The organism is Lutibacter sp. Hel_I_33_5, assembly GCF_007827455.1.
GTDB lineage: Bacteria > Bacteroidota > Bacteroidia > Flavobacteriales > Flavobacteriaceae > Polaribacter.
In genome coordinates this window covers 45168-66224 of record NZ_VISM01000001.1, presented here as the reverse complement: position 1 = coordinate 66224, position 21057 = coordinate 45168, and the positions used below count along the sequence as shown (strand labels likewise).

The window sequence follows — 21057 nt, the reverse complement described above, 5'->3', positions numbered from 1 at the left end:
TAATTAGTTGTTAGTTGTTTAAAAAACAAAACTTAAAAACGTTTAATTCTTCTCTTCTAGCATGGGAACAAAAGCAAAATCTCCCAATTCATGTTTTTCAAATTCTTTTGGAGATTTTCTAATAAACAAGGTCATCATTTGAGTTTTATCTCCCACAGGAATCAACAACTTCCCTCCCACTTTTAATTGTGCTAACAATGGTTTTGGCACAAAAGGCGCTCCAGCTGTAACAATAATCTTATCAAAAGGTGCTTTTTCTTTTAGTCCTTTATAACCATCCCCAAAAATAAATTTCTTAGGGTTATATCCTAATTTTGGCAAAAACAAAGATGTTCTTTTAAACAATTCTTGTTGCCTTTCTATGGTATAAACTTCAGCTTTTAATTCTAATAAAACTGCGGTTTGATATCCAGAACCTGTTCCGATTTCTAGAACTATATCAGTAGACTTCACCTCTAAAGTTTGCGATTGAAAAGCTACTGTATAAGGTTGAGAAATAGTTTGATCTGCTGCAATAGGAAATGCTTTATCTTGATAGGCATGATCTTCAAAACTTGAATCTATAAATAAATGACGTGGAATTTTTCTAACGGCATTTAATACATTTTTATCAGTAATTCCTTTAGCTTCTAAGATGTTAGCTAACTGATTTCTAAGCCCTTGATGTTTGGTTGTGTCTTTCATTTTCTATCAGCTAAAAATAGTAATAATTATAGATTTACCTTTATAAAATTGTATCTTTGTTTGGTTATTTTTTATAGTAATAAAAATCTATTTTATGTTAAAAGTTGGGGTTTTAGGTGCAGGTCATTTAGGTAAAATTCATCTACGATTATTACAAGAATCAGAAAAATACGAATTAGTTGGATTTTATGATCCATTTAAAGAAAATGCTGAAAAAGTGGCTAATTCTTTTGGATACAAATTATTTTCAACTATCGAAGAACTAATTGATGCTGTAGAAGTTGTAGATATTGTTACGCCTACCTTATCACATTTTGAATGCGCTAAACAAGCAATTGAAAAAGGTAAACATATTTTCATTGAAAAGCCAATAACTAATACACTACAAGAAGCAGAAGCTATTAGAACGTTAGCAATTCAACAACATGTTAGAGGTCAAGTTGGTCATGTAGAACGTTTTAATCCAGCATTTACCGCTGTAAATAACATGATTGACACGCCAATGTTTATAGAAACACATAGATTGGCAGAATTTAATCCAAGAGGAACCGATGTTCCAGTAGTTTTAGATTTAATGATACATGATATTGATATTATTCTTTCTGTGGTTAATTCTGAAGTCAAAAATGTACATGCAAGTGGAATTTCGGTTATATCCGAGACTCCAGATATTGCGAATGCTAGAATTGAATTTGAAAATGGCTGTGTAGCTAACCTTACGGCAAGTAGGATCTCAATGAAAAATATGCGTAAAACACGTTTTTTTCAAAAAGATGCCTATATCTCTGTTGATTTTCTTGAAAAAAAATCAGAAATAGTGAGAATGAAAGAGGTGCCTGAAAATCCAGATGAATTTGCTATGATTCTACAAAATGCCGAAGGTGTTAAGAAACAAATTTATTTTGATAATCCTGATGTAACGCCTAATAATGCTATTCTAGATGAATTAGAATCATTTGCTGATGCTATAAATAATGATACAACACCCATTGTTTCTTTACATCAAGGAACAGAAGCATTACGAGTTGCACAACAAATAATAGATTGCTTTTAAACTTAAAAAAACACCTTTAAAATAATTATTCATGAAAAATATTGCAGTAATTGGAGCAGGAACAATGGGGAATGGAATTGCGCATACTTTTGCTCAATTTGGATATAATGTTCAACTTATTGATATTTCTGAAGCAGCACTTTCTAAAGGAATTGCAACCATCACTAAAAATTTAGATAGAATGGTTGCTAAAGAAAAGATTTCTACTACTGACAAAGAAAATACTTTAGCAAATATTACTACTTATACTTCTATTAAAAAAGGAGTTCAATATGCAAGCTTAGTAGTTGAAGCGGCAACAGAAAACAAAGAATTAAAGCTTAAAATATTTAAAGAGTTAGATGAAGGTTGTCCAGATGACACCATTTTAGCAAGTAATACTTCTTCTATTTCTATCACAGAAATTGCAAGTGTAACCAACAGGCAGAACATGGTGATTGGAATGCACTTTATGAATCCAGTACCCATTATGAAATTGGTAGAGATTATTAGAGGCTATAACACTTCAGATGAAGTGATGAAATTTACTATTGATTTAACTAAGGAAATCAATAAAACTCCAGTTGAAGTAAATGATTATCCTGGGTTTGTTGCCAATAGAATATTAATGCCTATGATTAATGAATCTATTGAAACCTTATACAATGGTGTTGCTGGAGTTTCTGAAATTGACGAAGTAATGAAATTGGGAATGGCGCATCCAATGGGACCTTTACAATTAGCTGATTTTATTGGATTGGATGTTTGCTTATCTATTCTAAACGTGTTGTATGAAGGATTTAAGAATCCAAAATACGCACCTTGCCCACTTTTGGTTAATATGGTAAATGCTGGTAAATTTGGTGTAAAATCTGGAGAAGGTTTTTACGATTATTCTGAGAATAGAAAAGCAGAAAAAGTTGCTAAAATGTTTGTTTAAATAGTATAATTACTTTGAAAAAATTATCACTCATTATTTTTCTCTCTTTTACAGTTTCAGCTTTTTCTCAAAAAGAAAAGAAAAGAAATATTTATAAACCTTATAAAGTTGGTTTTTTATATAATTATGCCACTGCTAATACAATTTTTAAAGATCCAGATTATTATTATACAACTTCTGTCTTCAAAGGGCAATTATTCTATAAACTAGGAGATTGGAAAACTTTAGATTTTGATCTTATTGTACAGCCTCAAATTCAAACGCTAAGACATCAATTATTGAATAAACATTTTGTTTTAGATACAGAGCAGAATTATATTGAAAAGCGTAATAAATACACCCAACTTAAAAATATGAGTTTATATTCGGTTGAATTTGGTGTTTCTGTAAAGAAAAAAATTATTTCTATAATTGAAATCGTTGCAACTGTAGGTTTAGGTCTTTCTTATATCGATGTACGTACTGAACGTTTAGCTAAAGGTTTTACTTTTATAGAAAATGGTTCTTTTGGTATTAATTTTAAAACAACAAAAACATCTAGTTTATATTTCGGTACTAATGTAGGTCATGTTTCTAATTTTGAGTTTTCACAACCTAATAAAGGATATAATATTTTTGGCTTTGAAGTTGGATTATCATTTATTCTAAAATAAAAAAGAGGCTCATTTCTGAACCTCTTTTAAAATCAATACAATTAAGTTTTATTGATTAGTCATCCTTTTCTTCTCCTTTAGACACTTTATTCCATACTTTAATTTTGTCTTCTTCTTTCACTCCTTCAAGAATTTCTACATTTATTCCATCAGAGATACCTACAACTACTTTCTGTTTTTTAAATTTTCCTTCACCAGTTTCTATCTCTACAAAAGGCTTCTCTGTTATTCTATTAAATTGTAATAATGATTCTTTTATTACTAAAACACTGTCTTTACTTTCCATTTCAATTTCTGCATTAGCACTATATCCAGCTCTAATCTTAGTAGTTTCTTCAACTTTTACATCAGCTTTAATTGTAAACTGAACAGCCCCATTTTCTTCTTTACCTTTTGGTGCAACAAAAGTTAGTTTTGCAGGAAACTCCTTTTCATTAATAGCACCTAAAATTACTTTAATATCTTTTCCTTCTTCTAACTTTCCAACTTCTGCTTCATCAACTTTCCCTTCAAAAATCATCTTACTCATATCTGCAATAGCAGCAATAGTTGTACCTGCGTTCATATTATTAGATTGAATTACTTGATCTCCTTCTCTTACAGGGATTTCTAAAATTGTACCCGAAATTTGTGCTATAATATTAGTATTTGCTGAACTTCCTCCAGATAAAGAACCTCTTCTAATAATTTGATAATCATTTTGGGATTGTTTTAAACTTTCTTGTGATTGATTCATAGATAACTCTACATTTTCTATCTCTTGTCTAGCTATTACACCTTTATCAAATAATGCTTTATTTCTGTCATATAATCTTTTAGCATTATCATAAGATAATTTAGCATTTTTAATTCTACTACTTGCACTTGCTAAATTTTGCTCGTTAGGAACTACTCTAATCTTCGCAATTAAATCACCTTTTTTTACGATATCACCTTCTTCAACTAAGATTTTATCTACTATTCCAGAAACTTGAGGTTTTAATTCAATTTCTTCTTCAGGATTTAACTTACCTGTCGCAACTGTTTTAGTTTTTAATGAACTATAAAAAGCTTGTTCTACTTTAAATTCTTCAATTTCTTTAGAATTTGAATCTTTAAAGTATTTAAGAACAAAAATAAGCCCTATTAATACGATTGCTCCTAAAATAATTTTAAATACTTTTTTCATTTTTATATTGATTAGATAATTTTATTTTTTGATTTTTCTCTTTTATTTATTCCTCTCTTAATGCATCAATTGGTTTAATACTTGTTGCAATAAATGCTGGAATTAGCCCAATTAAAGTTCCTAATACTATTAGGATTATTAATGCTACAAATACAATAGCTATTGAAACAGATGCATTTACAATTATTGCATCAGAACCTTGACCAAAAGCTGAATCTAAAGCAATGAGAATCCATCCACCTGTTAAGATTCCAAGTAATCCTGCTATCATAGTTATAAACACAGCTTCTACTACTATTTGCCTTTTAATTTCAAATGGTGTTGCTCCAATTGCTCTTCGTATTCCTATCTCTTTTGTTCTTTCTTTTACTGTAATTAACAAAATATTTCCAATTGCAAAAACACCTGCAATTAAGGTAGCAATACCAACAAACCAAGTTAAAAATTGCATCCCTTTTAAGAAACCAGTTAATTTACCAAACTCTTTTCCTAAATTAAAACTACCTAAAGCTCTTTTATCTTCTGGATGAATCCTATTTAAATTTTTCAACATTAATTTGGCGTCGTTCTCAATTTGTTTAATATCTGATTCTGGTTTCCCAGTTATCATCATAAAAGGAATTTTATTTCCTTGGTTATAAATTTGTTGAAATGTGCTGAAAGGAATATGAATATCACTTGATGGACCTACATTTCCACTTCCTTTAAACATTCCAATCACCTTAAAGTTAATACCATTTATTCTGATGTATTCTCCTAGAACTTCTTCATCTTTTTCAAATAACTGTTTGTAAATATTATCTGAAATTACTACTGATTTTCTATTCTCATCAATATCGGTTTGATTGATAAACCTACCTTCAATTAATTTCTTTTTCTGTACTTTATCTAACAATGGATAATCTCCATAAACTGTAAAATTACCAGATAACAATCCTTTAATTACTAATGAATTATTTCTGTTTCTTGGAACAACAAACTCAATTCCTTCTACATTATCTCTTACTTTATAAGCATCATTAATTGATAACTGTACTCGCTTTCCTTCTTGAAACCCTTTAAAAGGTTTACTGGTAGATTGTCCCCAAATAAATACACTATTGGTTGCAAAATCACCAAACAATCTGTTAAATGAATTTTCTAAACCTCTTGCTGAGCCTAAAAGTCCAATCAATAACAAAATACCCCACCAAACACCAACCATGGTTAAGATAGATCTTACCTTGTTTTTAGTAATACTATCATAAACTTCTTGCCAAGTATCTTTATCAAATAAAAACTTAATCATATTAGTCGTCTCTTAATGCTACTATTGGTTTAATTCTCGATGCTTTTTTTGCTGGTAAATAACCTGCAATACCTCCAGCAATAATTATTGTTAATGTTGCACCAACAACTAAATTTGTGCTTACACTTGGGTTTTTTATAAAATATACATCTAAACTTGGTCCTACATAGCTTAATATACCCATCCCCATAACTAGACCAATAAAACCTGCAATTACAGTTATTAATATTGATTCTAATAGGATTATAGAAACAATAGAACTTGGTTTAGCGCCGAGTGCTTTTCTAATACCAATTTCTTTAGTTCTTTCTTTTACAATAAAAATCATAATATTACTAATACCTACAATACCAGCAATTAAAGTTCCAAAACCAATAACTAAAGCCATTAAACCTAAACCAAATGACATTGCATTTGCATTTTTGGCATTCTCTGCATTATTACTAACTCGTATTGCTCTTTGATCGTTATTAGCTATATTAAATCTATTTTTTAATTTTTTTGTTAATGTTCTACCAAATGATATAGCTTGATCATAATTCATCTTTGGATCATACGTCATATACATCATATCTACAAACTCATTATTACCATATAACAATTGTGCCGTAGAAATTGGCATATAAATCATTCTTTCTTCATCATCCCCACCATCATCAGAAAAAACACCAATTACTTTATATTGTATTCCACTTAAATTAAGGTATTTACCTACAGCTTTTGTTTTCAAAAATAAATCTTCTTCAACCAGTCTACCAATAACAATAACTTTTGTTTTATTGATTATATCATTCTGATTTAAATACCTACCTTCTATTACCGTACTTTTTTCTATATATAAATTGTCTGGATGTGCAGCCCTTACCGTATAATTCCCTTTTTCATTTCTAAAAGTAGCCGAAACCCCCTTCATAACTCTAGAAGTAATAAACTCTACTTTATTACCAAATTCATCTTTAATATAATTATGATCTGCATTTTTTAACTGAATTCTTCTTCCTGCTTGTAAACCTTTATGAGCCTTTGATGTAGTTCCTGGCCAGATAACAATATTATTCATTGCATCATCTTTAAAAGCGTCTGTAAAAGTGTTTTCTAAACCTTTTGCTAAACCAAATAATATAGTAAATAAGAATATTGCAAATACAACGGTTAAGCCAGATAAAACACTTCTTATTTTGTTTTTATTTATACTCTGAAAAATTTCGCGCCAAAGATCTATATCAAACATACTATACAGTTTGTTTTTTAACTTTAGTTAATTCATCACTTATAATAACGCCATCCTTTAAACGTACAACTCTTTTTGTTTGTGCAGCAATTTCTTCTTCGTGTGTAATCACAAAAACCGTCATTCCTTCATCATTAATTCCTTTTAACAAACCCATTACTGCATCTGATGTTGCAGAATCTAATGCTCCAGTTGGTTCATCTGCTAAAATTACTTTTGGTTTTGTAACCAAAGCTCTTGCAATTGCAACACGTTGTTTCTGTCCACCAGAAAGTTCGTTAGGTAAATGATTTGCCCAAGGTTTTAATTCAACCTTGTCTAAATAATCCATGGCAATTTTTAAACGTTCTTTTCTTTTCATTCCCTTATAATACAAAGGTAAAGCAACGTTTTCTAATGCAGTTTTATAAGAAATTAAATTAAACGACTGAAAAACAAAGCCTAAAAACTTGTTTCTTAAAACAGCAGCTTTTTTTTCGTTTAAGTCTTTTATTAATTGACCATTTAAGTAATAATTCCCCTCATCATGCTCATCTAATAAACCAACAATATTTAACAAAGTAGATTTTCCAGAACCAGAAGATCCCATAATAGAAACAAATTCACCTTCTTTAATATGCAGGTCAATTCCTTTTAAAACATGTAGAGATTCTTTACCAATTGGGTAAGATTTGTGCAGTTGTTCAATTTTAATCATTGCGTTGGTTAATTTTTATACTAAAATAGTTATTGCTTAAGATTAGGGATACTAATATTATGTTAAAAACAAATAAAACTGTCTCTTTTAAACTATTCTCTACCATAAGACGTCAGCTAATAAATTTTGTTACAAAAAGATGTAGTATTTTTGTAATAAATTATTCAATTTCTAATTAATGATTGATTTACCAAGCGATAAAAAAATTATCCTTTTTGATGGAGTTTGCAATTTATGTAATGGCTTTGTCTTAAAAGTGATAAAGTACGATACTAAAAATCAATTTGTTTTTACTTCGTTACAATCTGACATTGGAAAAAAAATCACAACCCATTTAGGAATAGATTCTTCTAAAATTGATTCCGTTTTATTATATGAACCCAACATTTCTTATGATATTAAATCAACTGCAGCATTAAAAATAATGAATGAATTTGGTGGAATATGGACACTAACTCAACTATCTTGGATTTTCCCTGAAGGATTTAGAAATCTAGTGTACGATTTTATTGCAAGAAACCGTTATAAATGGTTTGGGGAGAAAGAAAGCTGCATGATTCCTACTTCTGCTTTAAAAGCTAAATTTTTAGAATAAATGAATGTACCAAAAGATGTACAATGCGTTATTTTTGATATGGATGGCGTTATTATTGATTCGGAAGAAATTCATAAAAAAGCATATTTCGAAACCTTTGTTTCATTAGGATTAGATGTTTCAGATGAATTATATAAAACTTTAACTGGCTCTTCTACCTTAAATGCTTTTCAAAAATTAATTGCACATTTTAATATAGATGAAGATCCCAACGAATTAGTTTTAACAAAGCGAAAACGCTATGTAAATTACTTTGAAAATGATCCAAACCTACAATTAGTTGATGGCGTTGAAGAAATTATCAAGTATTTTCATAAAAAAGGGATGATACTAATTTTAGCTTCCTCTTCTGCAATGATTAATATCAATCGAGTTTTTGATCGTTTTAATTTACATCAATATTTTACTGCAAAAATTTCTGGTGCCGATTTAACGGCTTCTAAACCACATCCTGAAATCTTCGAAAAAGCAGCTCTTCTGGCAAATACACCAAAAGAAAACTGTATAGTTATTGAAGATTCTGATAACGGAATTACTGCTGCAAACAAAGCTGGTATTTTTGTTTATGGGTATAAAAACCCATTGTCTGAAGGACAAACTCTAGAAAATGCAGATGCCACTATAAATATTTTTACAGAATTAGAACATAAACTTAATTAGGGGTTTTCACCCTTGATATTCTGCTTGTAAAATTCTAACTTCGCTAACTCCGAATATAAATCATTAAAACGATGCATATTCGTAGAGTTGTATGCAATACAAAAGAAACACTTTAGAATTTGAATAAACTTTTAAAATATCGAGAAAAACTAAATCTCACTCAAGGGGAATTAGCAGAAAAAGCAGGTGTTTCTACCAGAACGATTCAACGAATTGAAAAAGGAATTGAACCAAAAGGGCATACATTAAAAGTTTTGGCAAAAGCTTTAGGAGTTATAGAAGATGATTTAAAAGAAAATGAATCTGTATCAAAAACAGAAACCATAAGTTATCAACTTACAAAACACATTAATCTTTCTTCTATTTTTGGGGTAATTCTTCCACCAATTAATATTCTACTTCCTTGGTTTATTATGAAACATAAAAATCAAGTTAATGAAATAACAAAACAAATTGTTTCAGTTCAAATATTCTACACAATTATTGCATTAGTATGTATTCTTTTAAGTCCATTCATAAGTAGATGGTTTGGGGTCACTAAACAATTAACTTTAATACTATTAATCATTTCAGTAATTATAAATCTATACATAATCATTAGAAACAGTATTGAATTAGACAAAAATCAAAAATTACATATCAAACCGAAATTCAACCTCATATAACATCTGTCAGATAATTGTCACTTAATTGTCGGGTAAATTTTCATTGCTTTTTTAATTGATATCGAGAGATTTGCATTTAAACATCAATCAAAATTTAAAATGAAATCATATAAATTAATCTTTGCAATCGTATTAATTTTAACAGTTAAAAACAGCATTGCTCAAGTCGCTAATAATTCAAACTTATTTATTGAACTTAAAAAAGCAGATAGTCTTATTTTCAATGAAGGCTTTAACAAGTGTAATTACACTGCTTTAAAAAAAGTGCTTCATAAGGATTTAGAGTTTTTTCACGACCAAAATGGCACTCAAAACTTAGAACAATTCTATAAATCGTTTACAAATAGCATTTGTTCTAATCGAAATTTCAAACCCTTTAGAAAATTGGTAAACGAAACACTCAAAGTATTTCCTTTAAAAAATAATGGAGAAATATACGGAGCAATACAAACTGGAAAACATATTTTTTACATTAAAGAACCAAACAAAGAGCTTTATGCTACTGAACAAGGAAAATTTATACATACTTGGGTTTTAGAAAACGGACAATGGAAAGTTAAACGAATTGTAAGCTATGAACATAAACCACCAACAAAAGAATATGGAACAAAATTCAATGCAAATTACGCTTACAAACTTTTTGATAATGATAAAGAAATTGAGAAATTATTAAAAAAACACAAAATTCCATCTATTGCAATAGGATTGATTAAAAATGGTAGCCTTCAACAAATACGAACATTTGGAAATAGAAAGTCAAATCAACCAATTTCTAATAACAGTATTTATAAAGTTGCATCCTTAACCAAACCAATCACAGCATTTGTTGTATTAAAACTTATTGATGAAGGTAGTTGGAGTTTGGACGAACCTGTTTCAAAATATTTTATAGATGAAGATATAAAACATAGTAAATATTTAGACAAACTAACCACAAGACATATTTTATCTCACCAATCGGGTTTTCCAAACTGGAGGCATTTAACAAACGATAAAAAGTTGTCTTTTCAATTTGAACCAGGAACCAAATGGCAATATTCTGGAGAGGGTTTTGAATACTTGCGAAAAGCTATTGAGAAAAAAATTAGACGTCCTTTTGAGGTAATCGCTCAAGAGAAACTTTTCAATCCAATTGGAATGAATAACACTAATTTTTATTGGAGTAATAAAATTAATGAAAAACAATATGCAGTTGAACACGATGAAAATGGAAAACCAATAAAGCACGAAAAATATACTGTTGCAAATGCTTCAGCTAATTTACTAACGACAGCAGAAGATTACTCTAAATTTTTGGTGTATGTTTTAAATGGAGCTGGTTTATCAGAAAAAAATTATGCTCAATTTTTAAAAGTTCAAGCACACGAAAAAGTTGGAATTCATTGGAGTTTAGGAATGCAAATGCTAACTAATTTACCAAATAATGAAACCGCATTTATGCACACAGGTGGAGATTATGGCACAAAAACAATAGCTTTAATCTTGAAAAACTCTAAAGATGGTTTAGTATTGTTTTCAAATTCAGAAAACGGAATGGTTTTATGGCAAAAAATCATATCCGAATATTTCGGAGAGGTTGGAGAAGAAATTGTTCGTAGGAATTTGGAATAACAAAATGTACTGCACACAACAAAGTACTGTGGTAAAAAACAAGTAAAAACTCATTAAATATTCACTAAAGTACTTCTATAAGTATCATCATATATTAATCCTGATTTAGCAATGGCAAATGCTTGTTTTAATAGTTTATTACACACCGCTATTAATGCTAATTTTTTACTCTTTCCTTTGGCAACTATTCGTTCATAAATTTCTCTACAAGCCTTGTTGTATTTACAAGCATTAAAACTGCACATAAATAATAAATTTCGAAGCTTCTGGTTGCCTATTTTACTTATTCTGGCTCGTCCATTTATACTACTTCCACTTTGTCTAATTACAGGAGTTAATCCAGCATAACTACACAATTCACTTCCGCTTTTAAAACGATCAAATCCATCTGTTAAAACAACTAGCATTAGCGCTGTTTTATTTCCAATTCCAGGTATTGTTTTTAAGCGTGTTAAAACATCTTGATGTAGCTTTCTTACTAAAATTAATAATGCTGCTTCTACCTTTTCTATTTGTTTTGTTACCTGTCTCAAACTACTTTTTAATGAGCTCGTAACTACTTTACTTGGATTGCCCAAAACTTCTTCTCCATGTATTTTGTTTTTTAACATAGTACTCTGTTTTGTATACACAGAAAGAAGTCTTGTCATTTGTAAGCATTCTAACTGATGTTTTGAATTACCTTGCCATAACTTTAATTCAACTTGTTTTGCATACTCACAAATCAATCTTGAATCGCTTTTATCTGTCTTTATTTTTGATAACTTCATCTGGATAAAGCGTTTCACCGACAGAGGGTTTTCTACTGAAACTTTTATACTGTTTTCCTGTAAAAAATAAGCCAACCTGTAATGGTAATAACCTGTAGCTTCCATTACACAATGACTATTGTAATCTAGATGTTTTACAAATTTTTTAAATCCAGTTACATTGTTTTTAAACTGATAGTAATTACCAGAAGAATCTGTAACATCAAATACTAAATGACTAATGTCTATTCCAAAATATTTAATATCTTTATTCATAAGAAAATGTTTTAACGAAAGGACAACCTACGCAAGTTTCAACGACTTAAAATCGAGGTCTGAAGCCTCATAAAACTGTACGAAATCTGTGTAGAAAAGAGAGGGGATTTTCAATGTTGACGAGATCAATAGTCTCTCCGTATATAATAACCTTAATCCTCTCTTCTGTGCTTTCTAATTTATATTGCTTAATTTAACCTTTTTATTAAAATGCTAACTTAAGCCGTATAAAATTAATTGCTGGTTTTAGCCAATTTACGAAAGTCCTCGAGGACTTTCTATCTGTGATTTATTTGCTAACTTTAGTGCTTAAAACACGCAACTAATCTTATACAAACACGTTAGCGAACTACTTTAAAATTTTCTTTAAAATCTGAAACACTTTTCGCTCCAACACATCCACAGTTCCATCAGCAAAAAACACCTGTTTAATGTCTCTTATAAGCTCTTCTTTATCAGTTTCAGAATACTTGTTATCTCTTAAATACTGTTGAATTTTATTCAAGTTTTCAGTTTCGTTGTCTAAAACAATCTCTGTATGAATTTTATTAAATGTTTTTTCGTCAACTTTAGATAAAATATAAGTACTTTCTTCTTCTGTCTCAATAAAATTACAATGTGCAGCAAACAGCAACACATACGCTTCAAACTCTTTTTTTGTCCAATCTAATTTCATATTTATTTTTCTATTGGTAAATTTTCTGTACTTCCCCACTCTGTCCAAGAGCCATCATAAACTGTATAATTTTTTATGTCTGAAATTTCTGCACCTAAAGCTAAAACACAGGCTGTTATACCAGTTCCACAAGAAAAAACTAAAGGTTGTTCGTTAGGATTCAATGTTTTAAAGATTATTTTTAATTCTTCCACTGATTTAAATTTTCCTTCATGTAAAACATCAGCAAATGGTAAATTTTTTGAATTTGGAATATGACCACTTTTCACGCCTACTCTTGGTTCTGGCACTGTAGAATCGAACCTTCCTTTAGACCTAGCATCTAAAATTAACTTGGTTTTATTATTTGAAACTTCTAAAACATCATCAACAAAAGTTACTAATTGAGGTTGATAAATACCCGTAAAGTTTCCTTTTTCCTTTGCTACTTTATGTTGACTTGCTATAGGATAATTTGCTTTTTTCCAGGCCGGTAAACCACCATCTAAAACAGCTATGTTTTCAAACCCCATTAATTTAAATAACCACCAAACTCGTGCAGAAGAATAGATACCTAAATCATCATAAACTATTATTGTTGAATTATTATGTATCCCTAGGTATTTAGCTTCTAATTCAAATCTCGTAAGAGGTAAAACTGTATTGGGAAATTCTGCATGTACATCAGAAAAAACATTTTTTATATCAAAAAAAAGAGCATTTTCTAGTATTATCTTTTCAGATGCAATTTCTGCATTAGTTGCAGTAACTTTTGGAATTGTAGCATCTAAAATGATAAGGTTTTCATTAGCTAGATTATTAAATAACCAATCAACCGATACTAAAGGTTTACTTATATTTAGCGACATTGATGAAATAAACTACTTTACTTGATCATAATTATCGTCCCAATTCTTTTGTTTTGGTTTCCCTAATTTTCCAATTGATTTAGCAACCATCATAGAAACAGCGGCATCTCCAGTAACGTTAACCGTAGTTCTACACATATCTAAAGGTCTATCTACTGCAAAAATTAATGCTAAACCTGCTTCTGGAATTCCTGCATACCCTAGAACTCCAACCAACATTACCATTCCTGCTCCTGGTACAGCAGCAGAACCTATAGAAGCTAAAGTTGCTGTTGCAATAATTCCTAATTGCGTTCCGAAAGTTAAATCCATTCCAAAAGCTTGTGCAATAAAAACTGCTGCAACTGCTTGGTATAAACTAGTTCCGTCCATATTTATAGTGGCTCCAATTGGTAACACAAAACTTGCTACTTCTTCTTCTACTCCCAAATGCTCCGTTACTCTTTCCATAGTAACGGGTAATGTAGCCGCACTCGAACTTGTAGAGAACGCTAATAGTTGTGCTGGTGAAATACCATTGATAAAGAATTTTGGATTCTTTTTAGTAAATACTTTTACTAGTATGATATAGATTCCTATCATTAATGCTAAACCAATTACTACAGTTAACGCATACATTCCTAAAGCTTTAAATAAATCTATACTGGGTGATTCTACTACTAAAGCGGCTAATAATGCAAAAACTCCGTAGGGTGCAGCTAACATGATTAAATCGACCATTTTTAGAATGACTTCGTTAAATCCATCAAAGAATTTTTTTACTGTTTCTCCTTTTTCTTCAGGAATTAAAATTAATCCGATTCCAAAAAACACTGCAAAAAAGATAACCTGTAGCATATTCCTATTACTCGTTGCAGCAGAAAATATATTCTGAGGCACTAAATCTTCTAAAGCTTGTAATGGGCCACTTTCTGCTTGTTTTTTTGCAGACTCTTGATATTTAGTAGCATTGCTACTATAATTAGCAACCATTTCTGTTCTTGTCTTTTCACTAATAGAATTCCCAGGATTGATAATATTTACTAATAATAATCCAACAGAAACTGCTATTACAGTAGTGGTTATATAAATACCGATTGTTCTTCCTCCCATTTTAGAAAGCTTAGAAATATCTTTTAAATCAGAAACTCCTTTAATTAATGCAGCTAATATTAACGGAATCGCAATTAACTTTAATGAATTGATGAATATTTTTCCGAAAGGTTTTATCCAATCTTGAATAAATTTCATTCCCCAATCAAAATTTGTCATCACAATACCAACAATAACTCCTAAAAGCATTCCGAGTAATATTTTCCAATGCAAGGCTAGTTTCTTCATATTCGTAATTAGTTTTTAATTTTACTTCGGAAAGATAGAAAAAAGCCAATAAATAGGTCTTTTTTTTACAGTAAATTTAAATTAATTGAGAAAACTAGTGACTTTATTACTATCTTGGGTCATAAAATTATAGAATCTTAATTATTAATCAATAAAATATAAAAATGGCAGGAATTTTAGACTTACTAAATAGCGACTTAGGAAAAACAATAATCTCAGGTGTTGCAGGTTCAACAGGAAATGATTCTGGTAAAACAGGAAGCGTTTTAACAATGGCTTTACCAGTATTAATGAAAGCAATGGAAAGAAATGCTTCTACACCTAAAGGTGCAGAAGGATTAATGGGTGCTTTATCAAAAAAACATGATGGAAGTATTTTAGACAATTTAGGAGATTTGTTTAAAGGAGGTGTAAATAAAGAAGTTGTTCAAGATGGTGGGAATATTTTAGGTCATATTTTAGGAAATAATCAACAAAACGTAGAACAAGTTATAGGACAGAAAGCTGGCATGGATAAAGGTGGTGTTGCTAATATTTTAAAAGTTGCTGCACCAATTTTAATGGGAGTTTTAGGTAAACAAGCATCTCAACAAAAAGTACAACAACCAAGTGATTTATCTGGTCTTTTAGGAGGACTACTTGGAGGTGCTAGTAATTCAGGACCTGTTACTAAAGAACAAACCTTTCTTGAAAAGATGTTAGACAGTGATGGTGATGGTAGTATAATTGATGATGTTGCTGGAATGGTTTTAGGTGGAGGAGATAAAAAATCTGGTGGTCTTGGCGGACTTTTAGGTGGATTATTTGGAAAATAAAATTTATATAAAATAAAGTCAATAATTTTTTAAATTATTGACTTTATTATTACATTTACATTGTTCCCCTACAATATGAAAAAGTATACTTATCTAATCCCCATATTATTTATTTTTTTATCATTGACTTTTTATGGTCAAAATTTAGATTATATATCGCCAAACTCTTACAATACAAACTTTTTAAATCACACAAATACTTTTAAAGCCTTTTCTATAGAGAAAACACCTACTGGAAGTCTATTTAATAATGATGGAAGTAAGTTTTACACAATTGGTAAAGCAAGTGATAGAATTAATCAATTTAGTTTAAGCGTAGATTATGATATTTCTACGGCAACTTTCGAAAAAAGTCTAAAAGTAAATACCCAAGATAACAATCCAGAAAATTTTATTTTTAATGATGATGGCACTAAAATGTTTGTACTTGGTAACTCTAATGATACTGTTTTTGAATACACTCTTTCAATAGCTTACGACATTGGCACAACAACTTACACAGGAACAGATAATTTAGATATAAGTGCTCAAGATACAATTCCAACAGACATAATCTTTAATGATGATGGAATGAAGTTGTTTTTAGTTGGACGAAGTTCTGACTCTATTTACGAGTACGCCTTAAGTACAGCCTATGACATCTCTACTGCTGGAGCACCAGTTTCTTTAGATATTTCTAGCAGAGAAACAAATCCTACAGGAATTGCTTTTGATGATGATGGAGATCGATTATTTATAATTGGTTTTTCTGGTGATGATATTAACATATATACACTACCAACGTATTCTATAGCTACGGCTACTTGGTCTTCTCTAGAATCAATTAGCTCAGAAGATAATAGTCCTCAAGATATTATTTTTAATGATGATGGTACTAGAATGTATGTTACAGGAAATCAAGGTAATGATTATATAGAATATACATTAAGCACGCCCTATACACCATCAACAAAAGCATTAAATGATACTCAAGATGCAATATCAATAGAATTAAATCCTGAAGGAATTACTTTTAACAACAACGGTTCAAAGATGTATATGTTAGGACCAACTTTAGATTATATTGTTGAATACAACTTAGCTTCAAATTTTAACATTAGTACCGCATCATTTAATTATGCTTATGATATTAATTCTAAAGATGTTTCTGTACAAGCATTAGCTTTTAATACAGATGGAACCAAGTTATTTATTGTTGGTGGTAGTGGTGATACTGTTTATGAATTTGATTTATCTGGAGCATTCGATTTAAGTACTTTATCAGATTCTGGTAATTCTTACTCAGTAGCATTACAAGACACAAGTCCAGAAGGAATTGCTTTTAATTTAGACGGTTCAAAAATGTTTATTATAGCAAACGATAATGATAGTGTTTATCAATATACACTAAACACAGGTTTCGATTTATCAGACACTATTACACATATTGATACTTTTAGTGTTAATTCACAAGAATCAAGTCCAACAGGAATTGCTTTTAATTTTGATGGAACAAAAATGTTCATTTCTGGTACTAATGGAGATGAAATAAATTTATATAACCTTTCAAGCCCCTACGATATCTCAAGTCCATCATTTGTCACAAATTTTAATCTTAAAGGTGAAGATACTGCACCGTTAAATTTAGCAATAAATAATGATGGAACTAAGTTTTTTATGAGTGGAAGTCAAAACGATGCAATTTATGAATATTACATTACAGATTTAGGAAATTTCAACGAAGATGTAGGTTTAAATAACGGAACAATAGTTAGTGGCACATCATTATCCTTAAAGTTATCTGGTGATACTTTTGTAGATTTAGGTTCTGGAGGGCTCACAACTGGAATAGGAAATCAAGTAATTCTTGGTAATATTCCACTAGGCCTAACACCAGTTTTAACTTTATCCTCTGGTAATACAATTGCCACTCTTAGCTTTACAGGCACAGCAACTAGCAATAATTCTTTAAATAATGTTACTGATATTACATTTACATTTAATAATAGCGCTTTTACTTCAAGTACAGCTGCAAGTTTAGGAAATGCGATTGGCTATAGTACTAATGTGGGAATACTTTTTATTGATAATGAAAATTACTATTTAATATATATAGGGCCAAATTCTTATAATGTAGAAAATATAGAATATAGCAGTAGTTTTTCTATTGCTGCACAAGAAATTAACCCACAAGAAATTGAATTTAATAATGATGGTTCTAAAATGTATATTATGGGATCTACAGGTGATGATATTAATCAATATGACCTTTCTACAAACTTTGACACTTCCACAGCTACCTACAATAATTCTTTTTCTGTAGGAGGACAAGAAACAAATCCTAACGGATTAACTTTTAATAATGATGGAACCAAAATGTTTGTTGTTGGAATTACTGGGATAGATGTAAATGAATATAATTTATTATCCCCTTTTGATGTTTCAACAGCAGGATATACTCAAAATTTTTCTGTGAGTAGTGAAGAAACATCTCCAAGAGATATCTATTTTAATTCAGATGGAACAAGAATGTTTTTAGTTGGTACAAACAGTGATACTGTTTTTCAATATAATTTAGGTACTGGTTATGATCTTTCTACAGCATCATATTCTCTTAATTCTTATGATGTAAGCTCTTTCGAAACGATTCCAAGATCAATTAGCTTTAATCATCAAGGTACATCAATGTTTATTTTAGGAAGTAGCGGAGATGATATAAACGAATTTAGTCTTACAGGAGCTTTTGATATTAGCGCTCCAACTTTTCTTAGAAATTATTCGTTTAAAGGACAAGAAACAACATCAACAGGTTTTACATTTAATTCTAACGGAACAAAAATTTATGTCGTAGGGACAGTAAATGATACGGTATTTGAGTATAATTTAATTTCAAGCTTTACTGAAGAATCTTCGACAAATAATGGATCTCTAATTGCCAGTCAATCTTTAGAAATCTATTTAGTAGGTGGAGCATTTAATGATACTGATGCAGATAATAAACTTTCTATTGGAGGAGGCTCAGAAGAAGTTGACATAACAAACATTCCAAGTGGATTCACTTCATCATTAGATTTAAGTGAAGGAGATACCAAAGCAACATTATCACTATCAAGTAGTGCAACTTTACATGCAGATATTAATGATGTTAGTAGTTTATCTTTTACTTTTAAAGACGATGCATTTTCTTCTATTTCAGTGTCAGAAGTAAAGAATGCAATAGGATATTCTAGTGATATTGGAGTACAATTCGATTTTTGCCCAAGAAATATCAGATATATTGATGCCGATTGGGTTGGAGGATCTGGTTCTGGTGGTAGACCAAATACCACTGATGATTTAAAAGGTGTTTACGTAGATGATGATGTAACTTTAGATGCTATATCAGATTGTTTTTGCTTAGAGGTTACTTCTGGTAACAAATTTACACTTGCTGCTACTAGAAATATTGAAATTAGTGACATGCTAAAATTAGATGGTGAAATTAGATTAGCTGGGGGAAGTCAATTAATTCAAACTCATACTGGCACAAATAATAGAGTTGGAACGGGAAACCTTTATATAGATCAAACAAGTAAAACTACAGATATTTACGGGATAAGTTATTTGTCTTCACCAGTTACTACAAATGGAAGTTTAAATTACACGGTTAATGGAATTTTAAAAGATGGTACTACTCCAACATCATCTAGTTCTACCCCAGGCTCAATAGATTTTGTGTCAGGTCCAGATGGTGATACTGGATCACCTATTGAAATAGCAAGTACTTGGATATATGGATATTTAAATGCAACAGATGCAAGTGGTTGGGTTAGAAAATTAGAAACTGGTACTTTTAATCCAGGTGAAGGGTTTTCTTTAAAAGGACCTCAAGGTTTGCAAAACTACACTTTTGTTGGAACTCCTAATGATGGCGAATACTCATTTACACTTTCTTCAAGCTCATTAAGTTTATTAGGAAATCCGTATCCTTCAGCTTTAGATTCAAATGATTTATTTGCAAGTAATAGTGCACTAGCATCACTTTATTTTTGGGAACATAAAGCAGATAACGGAGATCATGATACTAATGCATATATTGGCGGATATAGTGTGAGAAATGCTGGAGGTGGAACAGCTGCAAATACTGCAATTACTGGTACTGGAGGACTGGGAGGTCATACGTATACATCACCAGATAGATATATTCCCGTTGGGCAAGGTTTTTTTGCAGAAGCTACACCAACTGGAGGAACAATAACAATTAACAATACTCACAGAAATTATAGAGCATTAAATAATAATTCTGTTTTTTTTAGAATTAAAAATGAAGATGAAGATGATATATACGACGTTGATGAAATTGATTCAGATAATATAGATGATGAACCTATAGATATTGATGAAGTTGAAAACAACGTTGAAGATCCAAAAGATGAAATAGATCCATCTATAGAAATTCCAATGTTAAAAATTGGCTTCGAATATCAAGATAATAATAGTAATCATATACATAGGCAAATTGGAGTAACTTTTAAAGAAGGGAATTCATTTAACTATGACAATGGTTACGAGAGTGCGATTTATGACTTAGGAGATGCTGATTTATATTTTAAATTTTCAAATAGTGATTCAAAGTATGTTATCACAGGAATACAAAAAATTCAGGAAAATATAGAAATACCATTAGCAGTTAAAGTAGGTAATTATGAAACTGTAAAAATTATGGTTGATACTGTCAATTTTATTACGAATAAAAAATTTGTTTTAGTTGATAAAGTTAAAAATACAGCACAAGAATTAAGCAATAGTATTAGTATAAACTTAACAAAGAATACTACATATGAAGACCGATTTTTCATCAAAGTAGAAAATGAAAACACAGCATCTACTAAAACAGAAATACTTGATAAGTATAACGTTAAAGCTTTTTTCAACAAAGAAAACCAAGAAATAGTGATTATAAATAATCAGATAGAAATAAAAAGTGTGCAATTATTTAACATATTAGGGAAGGAAATTAACAGTTGGAAAATAAATAAAAATAGCTCGCAAGATATTCGTCTTAGAATAAATACAGCATCAAAAAGAGTTACTATTTTAAAGATAAAAACTGAAGCTGGAAATGTTATCAAAAAAATATTAATGAATTAATTAGTATTACTTTTCATTAAGTTTTCTTTTTATATACTT

At 30.1% G+C, this 21057-nt stretch carries 18 protein-coding genes; 9 read left to right on the top strand and 9 right to left on the bottom strand.

The genetic code is table 11. The features are described from left to right. Positions 1-42: 42 nt before the first annotated feature. The gene (locus OD91_RS00290; protein WP_144894416.1) at positions 43-684 is read right to left on the bottom strand and encodes a protein-L-isoaspartate(D-aspartate) O-methyltransferase; all 642 of its coding nucleotides are present in this window, start codon (positions 682-684) and stop codon (positions 43-45) included. Between the two features lie 94 nt (positions 685-778). Here OD91_RS00290 and OD91_RS00285 point away from each other — a divergent pair, with 94 nt between their 5' ends. Genes OD91_RS00285 through OD91_RS13635 form a run of 3 tightly spaced genes read left to right on the top strand, consistent with a single transcriptional unit; the run spans position 779 to position 3310 of the window. Next, entirely contained in the window at positions 779-1738 is a 960-nt protein-coding gene (locus tag OD91_RS00285; RefSeq protein ID WP_144894415.1) for a Gfo/Idh/MocA family protein, read from the top strand. A gap of 31 nt (positions 1739-1769) precedes the next feature. Next, positions 1770-2657, top strand: a complete 888-nt coding sequence (locus tag OD91_RS00280) for a 3-hydroxybutyryl-CoA dehydrogenase (RefSeq protein ID WP_144894414.1) — start codon at positions 1770-1772, stop codon at positions 2655-2657. Positions 2658-2671: 14 nt separating this feature from the next. Continuing rightward, complete coding sequence (locus tag OD91_RS13635; protein WP_255513120.1) at positions 2672-3310, top strand: acyloxyacyl hydrolase; 639 nt, start codon at positions 2672-2674, stop codon at positions 3308-3310. A 55-nt stretch (positions 3311-3365) separates the two neighbouring features. On the opposite strand, the gene OD91_RS00270 is transcribed toward OD91_RS13635, so the two are convergent. The 4 genes from OD91_RS00270 to OD91_RS00255 are packed head-to-tail and all read right to left on the bottom strand — an operon-like array spanning position 3366 to position 7694. After that, a complete protein-coding gene (locus OD91_RS00270) occupies positions 3366-4478 on the bottom strand; it encodes an efflux RND transporter periplasmic adaptor subunit (RefSeq protein WP_144894413.1) in 1113 nt (370 codons plus the stop codon). Positions 4479-4524: 46 nt separating this feature from the next. Beyond that, positions 4525-5766, bottom strand: a complete 1242-nt coding sequence (locus OD91_RS00265) for an ABC transporter permease (RefSeq protein WP_186434356.1) — start codon at positions 5764-5766, stop codon at positions 4525-4527. A 1-nt stretch (position 5767) separates the two neighbouring features. Further along, entirely contained in the window at positions 5768-6997 is a 1230-nt protein-coding gene (locus OD91_RS00260) for an ABC transporter permease (RefSeq protein ID WP_144894412.1), read from the bottom strand. Position 6998: 1 nt separating this feature from the next. Further along, positions 6999-7694, bottom strand: a complete 696-nt coding sequence (locus OD91_RS00255) for an ABC transporter ATP-binding protein (RefSeq protein WP_144894411.1) — start codon at positions 7692-7694, stop codon at positions 6999-7001. A 178-nt stretch (positions 7695-7872) separates the two neighbouring features. Between OD91_RS00255 and OD91_RS00250 the strand changes: the two genes are divergently transcribed. The 4 genes from OD91_RS00250 to OD91_RS00235 all read left to right on the top strand — a co-directional run bounded on the left by OD91_RS00250 (position 7873) and on the right by OD91_RS00235 (position 11225). Next, a complete protein-coding gene (locus OD91_RS00250) occupies positions 7873-8289 on the top strand; it encodes a thiol-disulfide oxidoreductase DCC family protein (protein WP_144894410.1) in 417 nt (138 codons plus the stop codon). After that, positions 8290-8949 (top strand): HAD family phosphatase, encoded by a 660-nt coding sequence (locus OD91_RS00245; RefSeq protein ID WP_144894409.1) that lies wholly within the window; start codon positions 8290-8292, stop codon positions 8947-8949. A 119-nt stretch (positions 8950-9068) separates the two neighbouring features. Beyond that, positions 9069-9614, top strand: a complete 546-nt coding sequence (locus tag OD91_RS00240; RefSeq protein ID WP_144894408.1) for a helix-turn-helix domain-containing protein — start codon at positions 9069-9071, stop codon at positions 9612-9614. A gap of 99 nt (positions 9615-9713) precedes the next feature. Next, a complete protein-coding gene (locus tag OD91_RS00235) occupies positions 9714-11225 on the top strand; it encodes a serine hydrolase (protein ID WP_144894407.1) in 1512 nt (503 codons plus the stop codon). A 53-nt stretch (positions 11226-11278) separates the two neighbouring features. Here OD91_RS00235 and OD91_RS00230 read toward each other — a convergent pair whose 3' ends face one another. The 4 genes from OD91_RS00230 to OD91_RS00215 all read right to left on the bottom strand — a co-directional run bounded on the left by OD91_RS00230 (position 11279) and on the right by OD91_RS00215 (position 15094). Further along, on the bottom strand, positions 11279-12250 hold the full coding sequence (locus OD91_RS00230) for an IS110 family transposase (protein WP_144894406.1): 972 nt from the start codon (positions 12248-12250) through the stop codon (positions 11279-11281). Between the two features lie 349 nt (positions 12251-12599). Beyond that, a complete protein-coding gene (locus tag OD91_RS00225) occupies positions 12600-12926 on the bottom strand; it encodes a hypothetical protein (RefSeq protein WP_144894405.1) in 327 nt (108 codons plus the stop codon). 2 nt (positions 12927-12928) lie between these two features. Next, on the bottom strand, positions 12929-13774 hold the full coding sequence (locus tag OD91_RS00220; RefSeq protein ID WP_255513119.1) for a sulfurtransferase: 846 nt from the start codon (positions 13772-13774) through the stop codon (positions 12929-12931). A 12-nt stretch (positions 13775-13786) separates the two neighbouring features. Then, a complete protein-coding gene (locus OD91_RS00215; protein WP_144894403.1) occupies positions 13787-15094 on the bottom strand; it encodes a dicarboxylate/amino acid:cation symporter in 1308 nt (435 codons plus the stop codon). A 164-nt stretch (positions 15095-15258) separates the two neighbouring features. Here OD91_RS00215 and OD91_RS00210 point away from each other — a divergent pair, with 164 nt between their 5' ends. Next, the gene (locus tag OD91_RS00210; protein ID WP_144894402.1) at positions 15259-15909 is read left to right on the top strand and encodes a DUF937 domain-containing protein; all 651 of its coding nucleotides are present in this window, start codon (positions 15259-15261) and stop codon (positions 15907-15909) included. A gap of 75 nt (positions 15910-15984) precedes the next feature. Beyond that, entirely contained in the window at positions 15985-21018 is a 5034-nt protein-coding gene (locus tag OD91_RS00205) for a hypothetical protein (protein ID WP_144894401.1), read from the top strand. Positions 21019-21057: the final 39 nt, after the last annotated feature.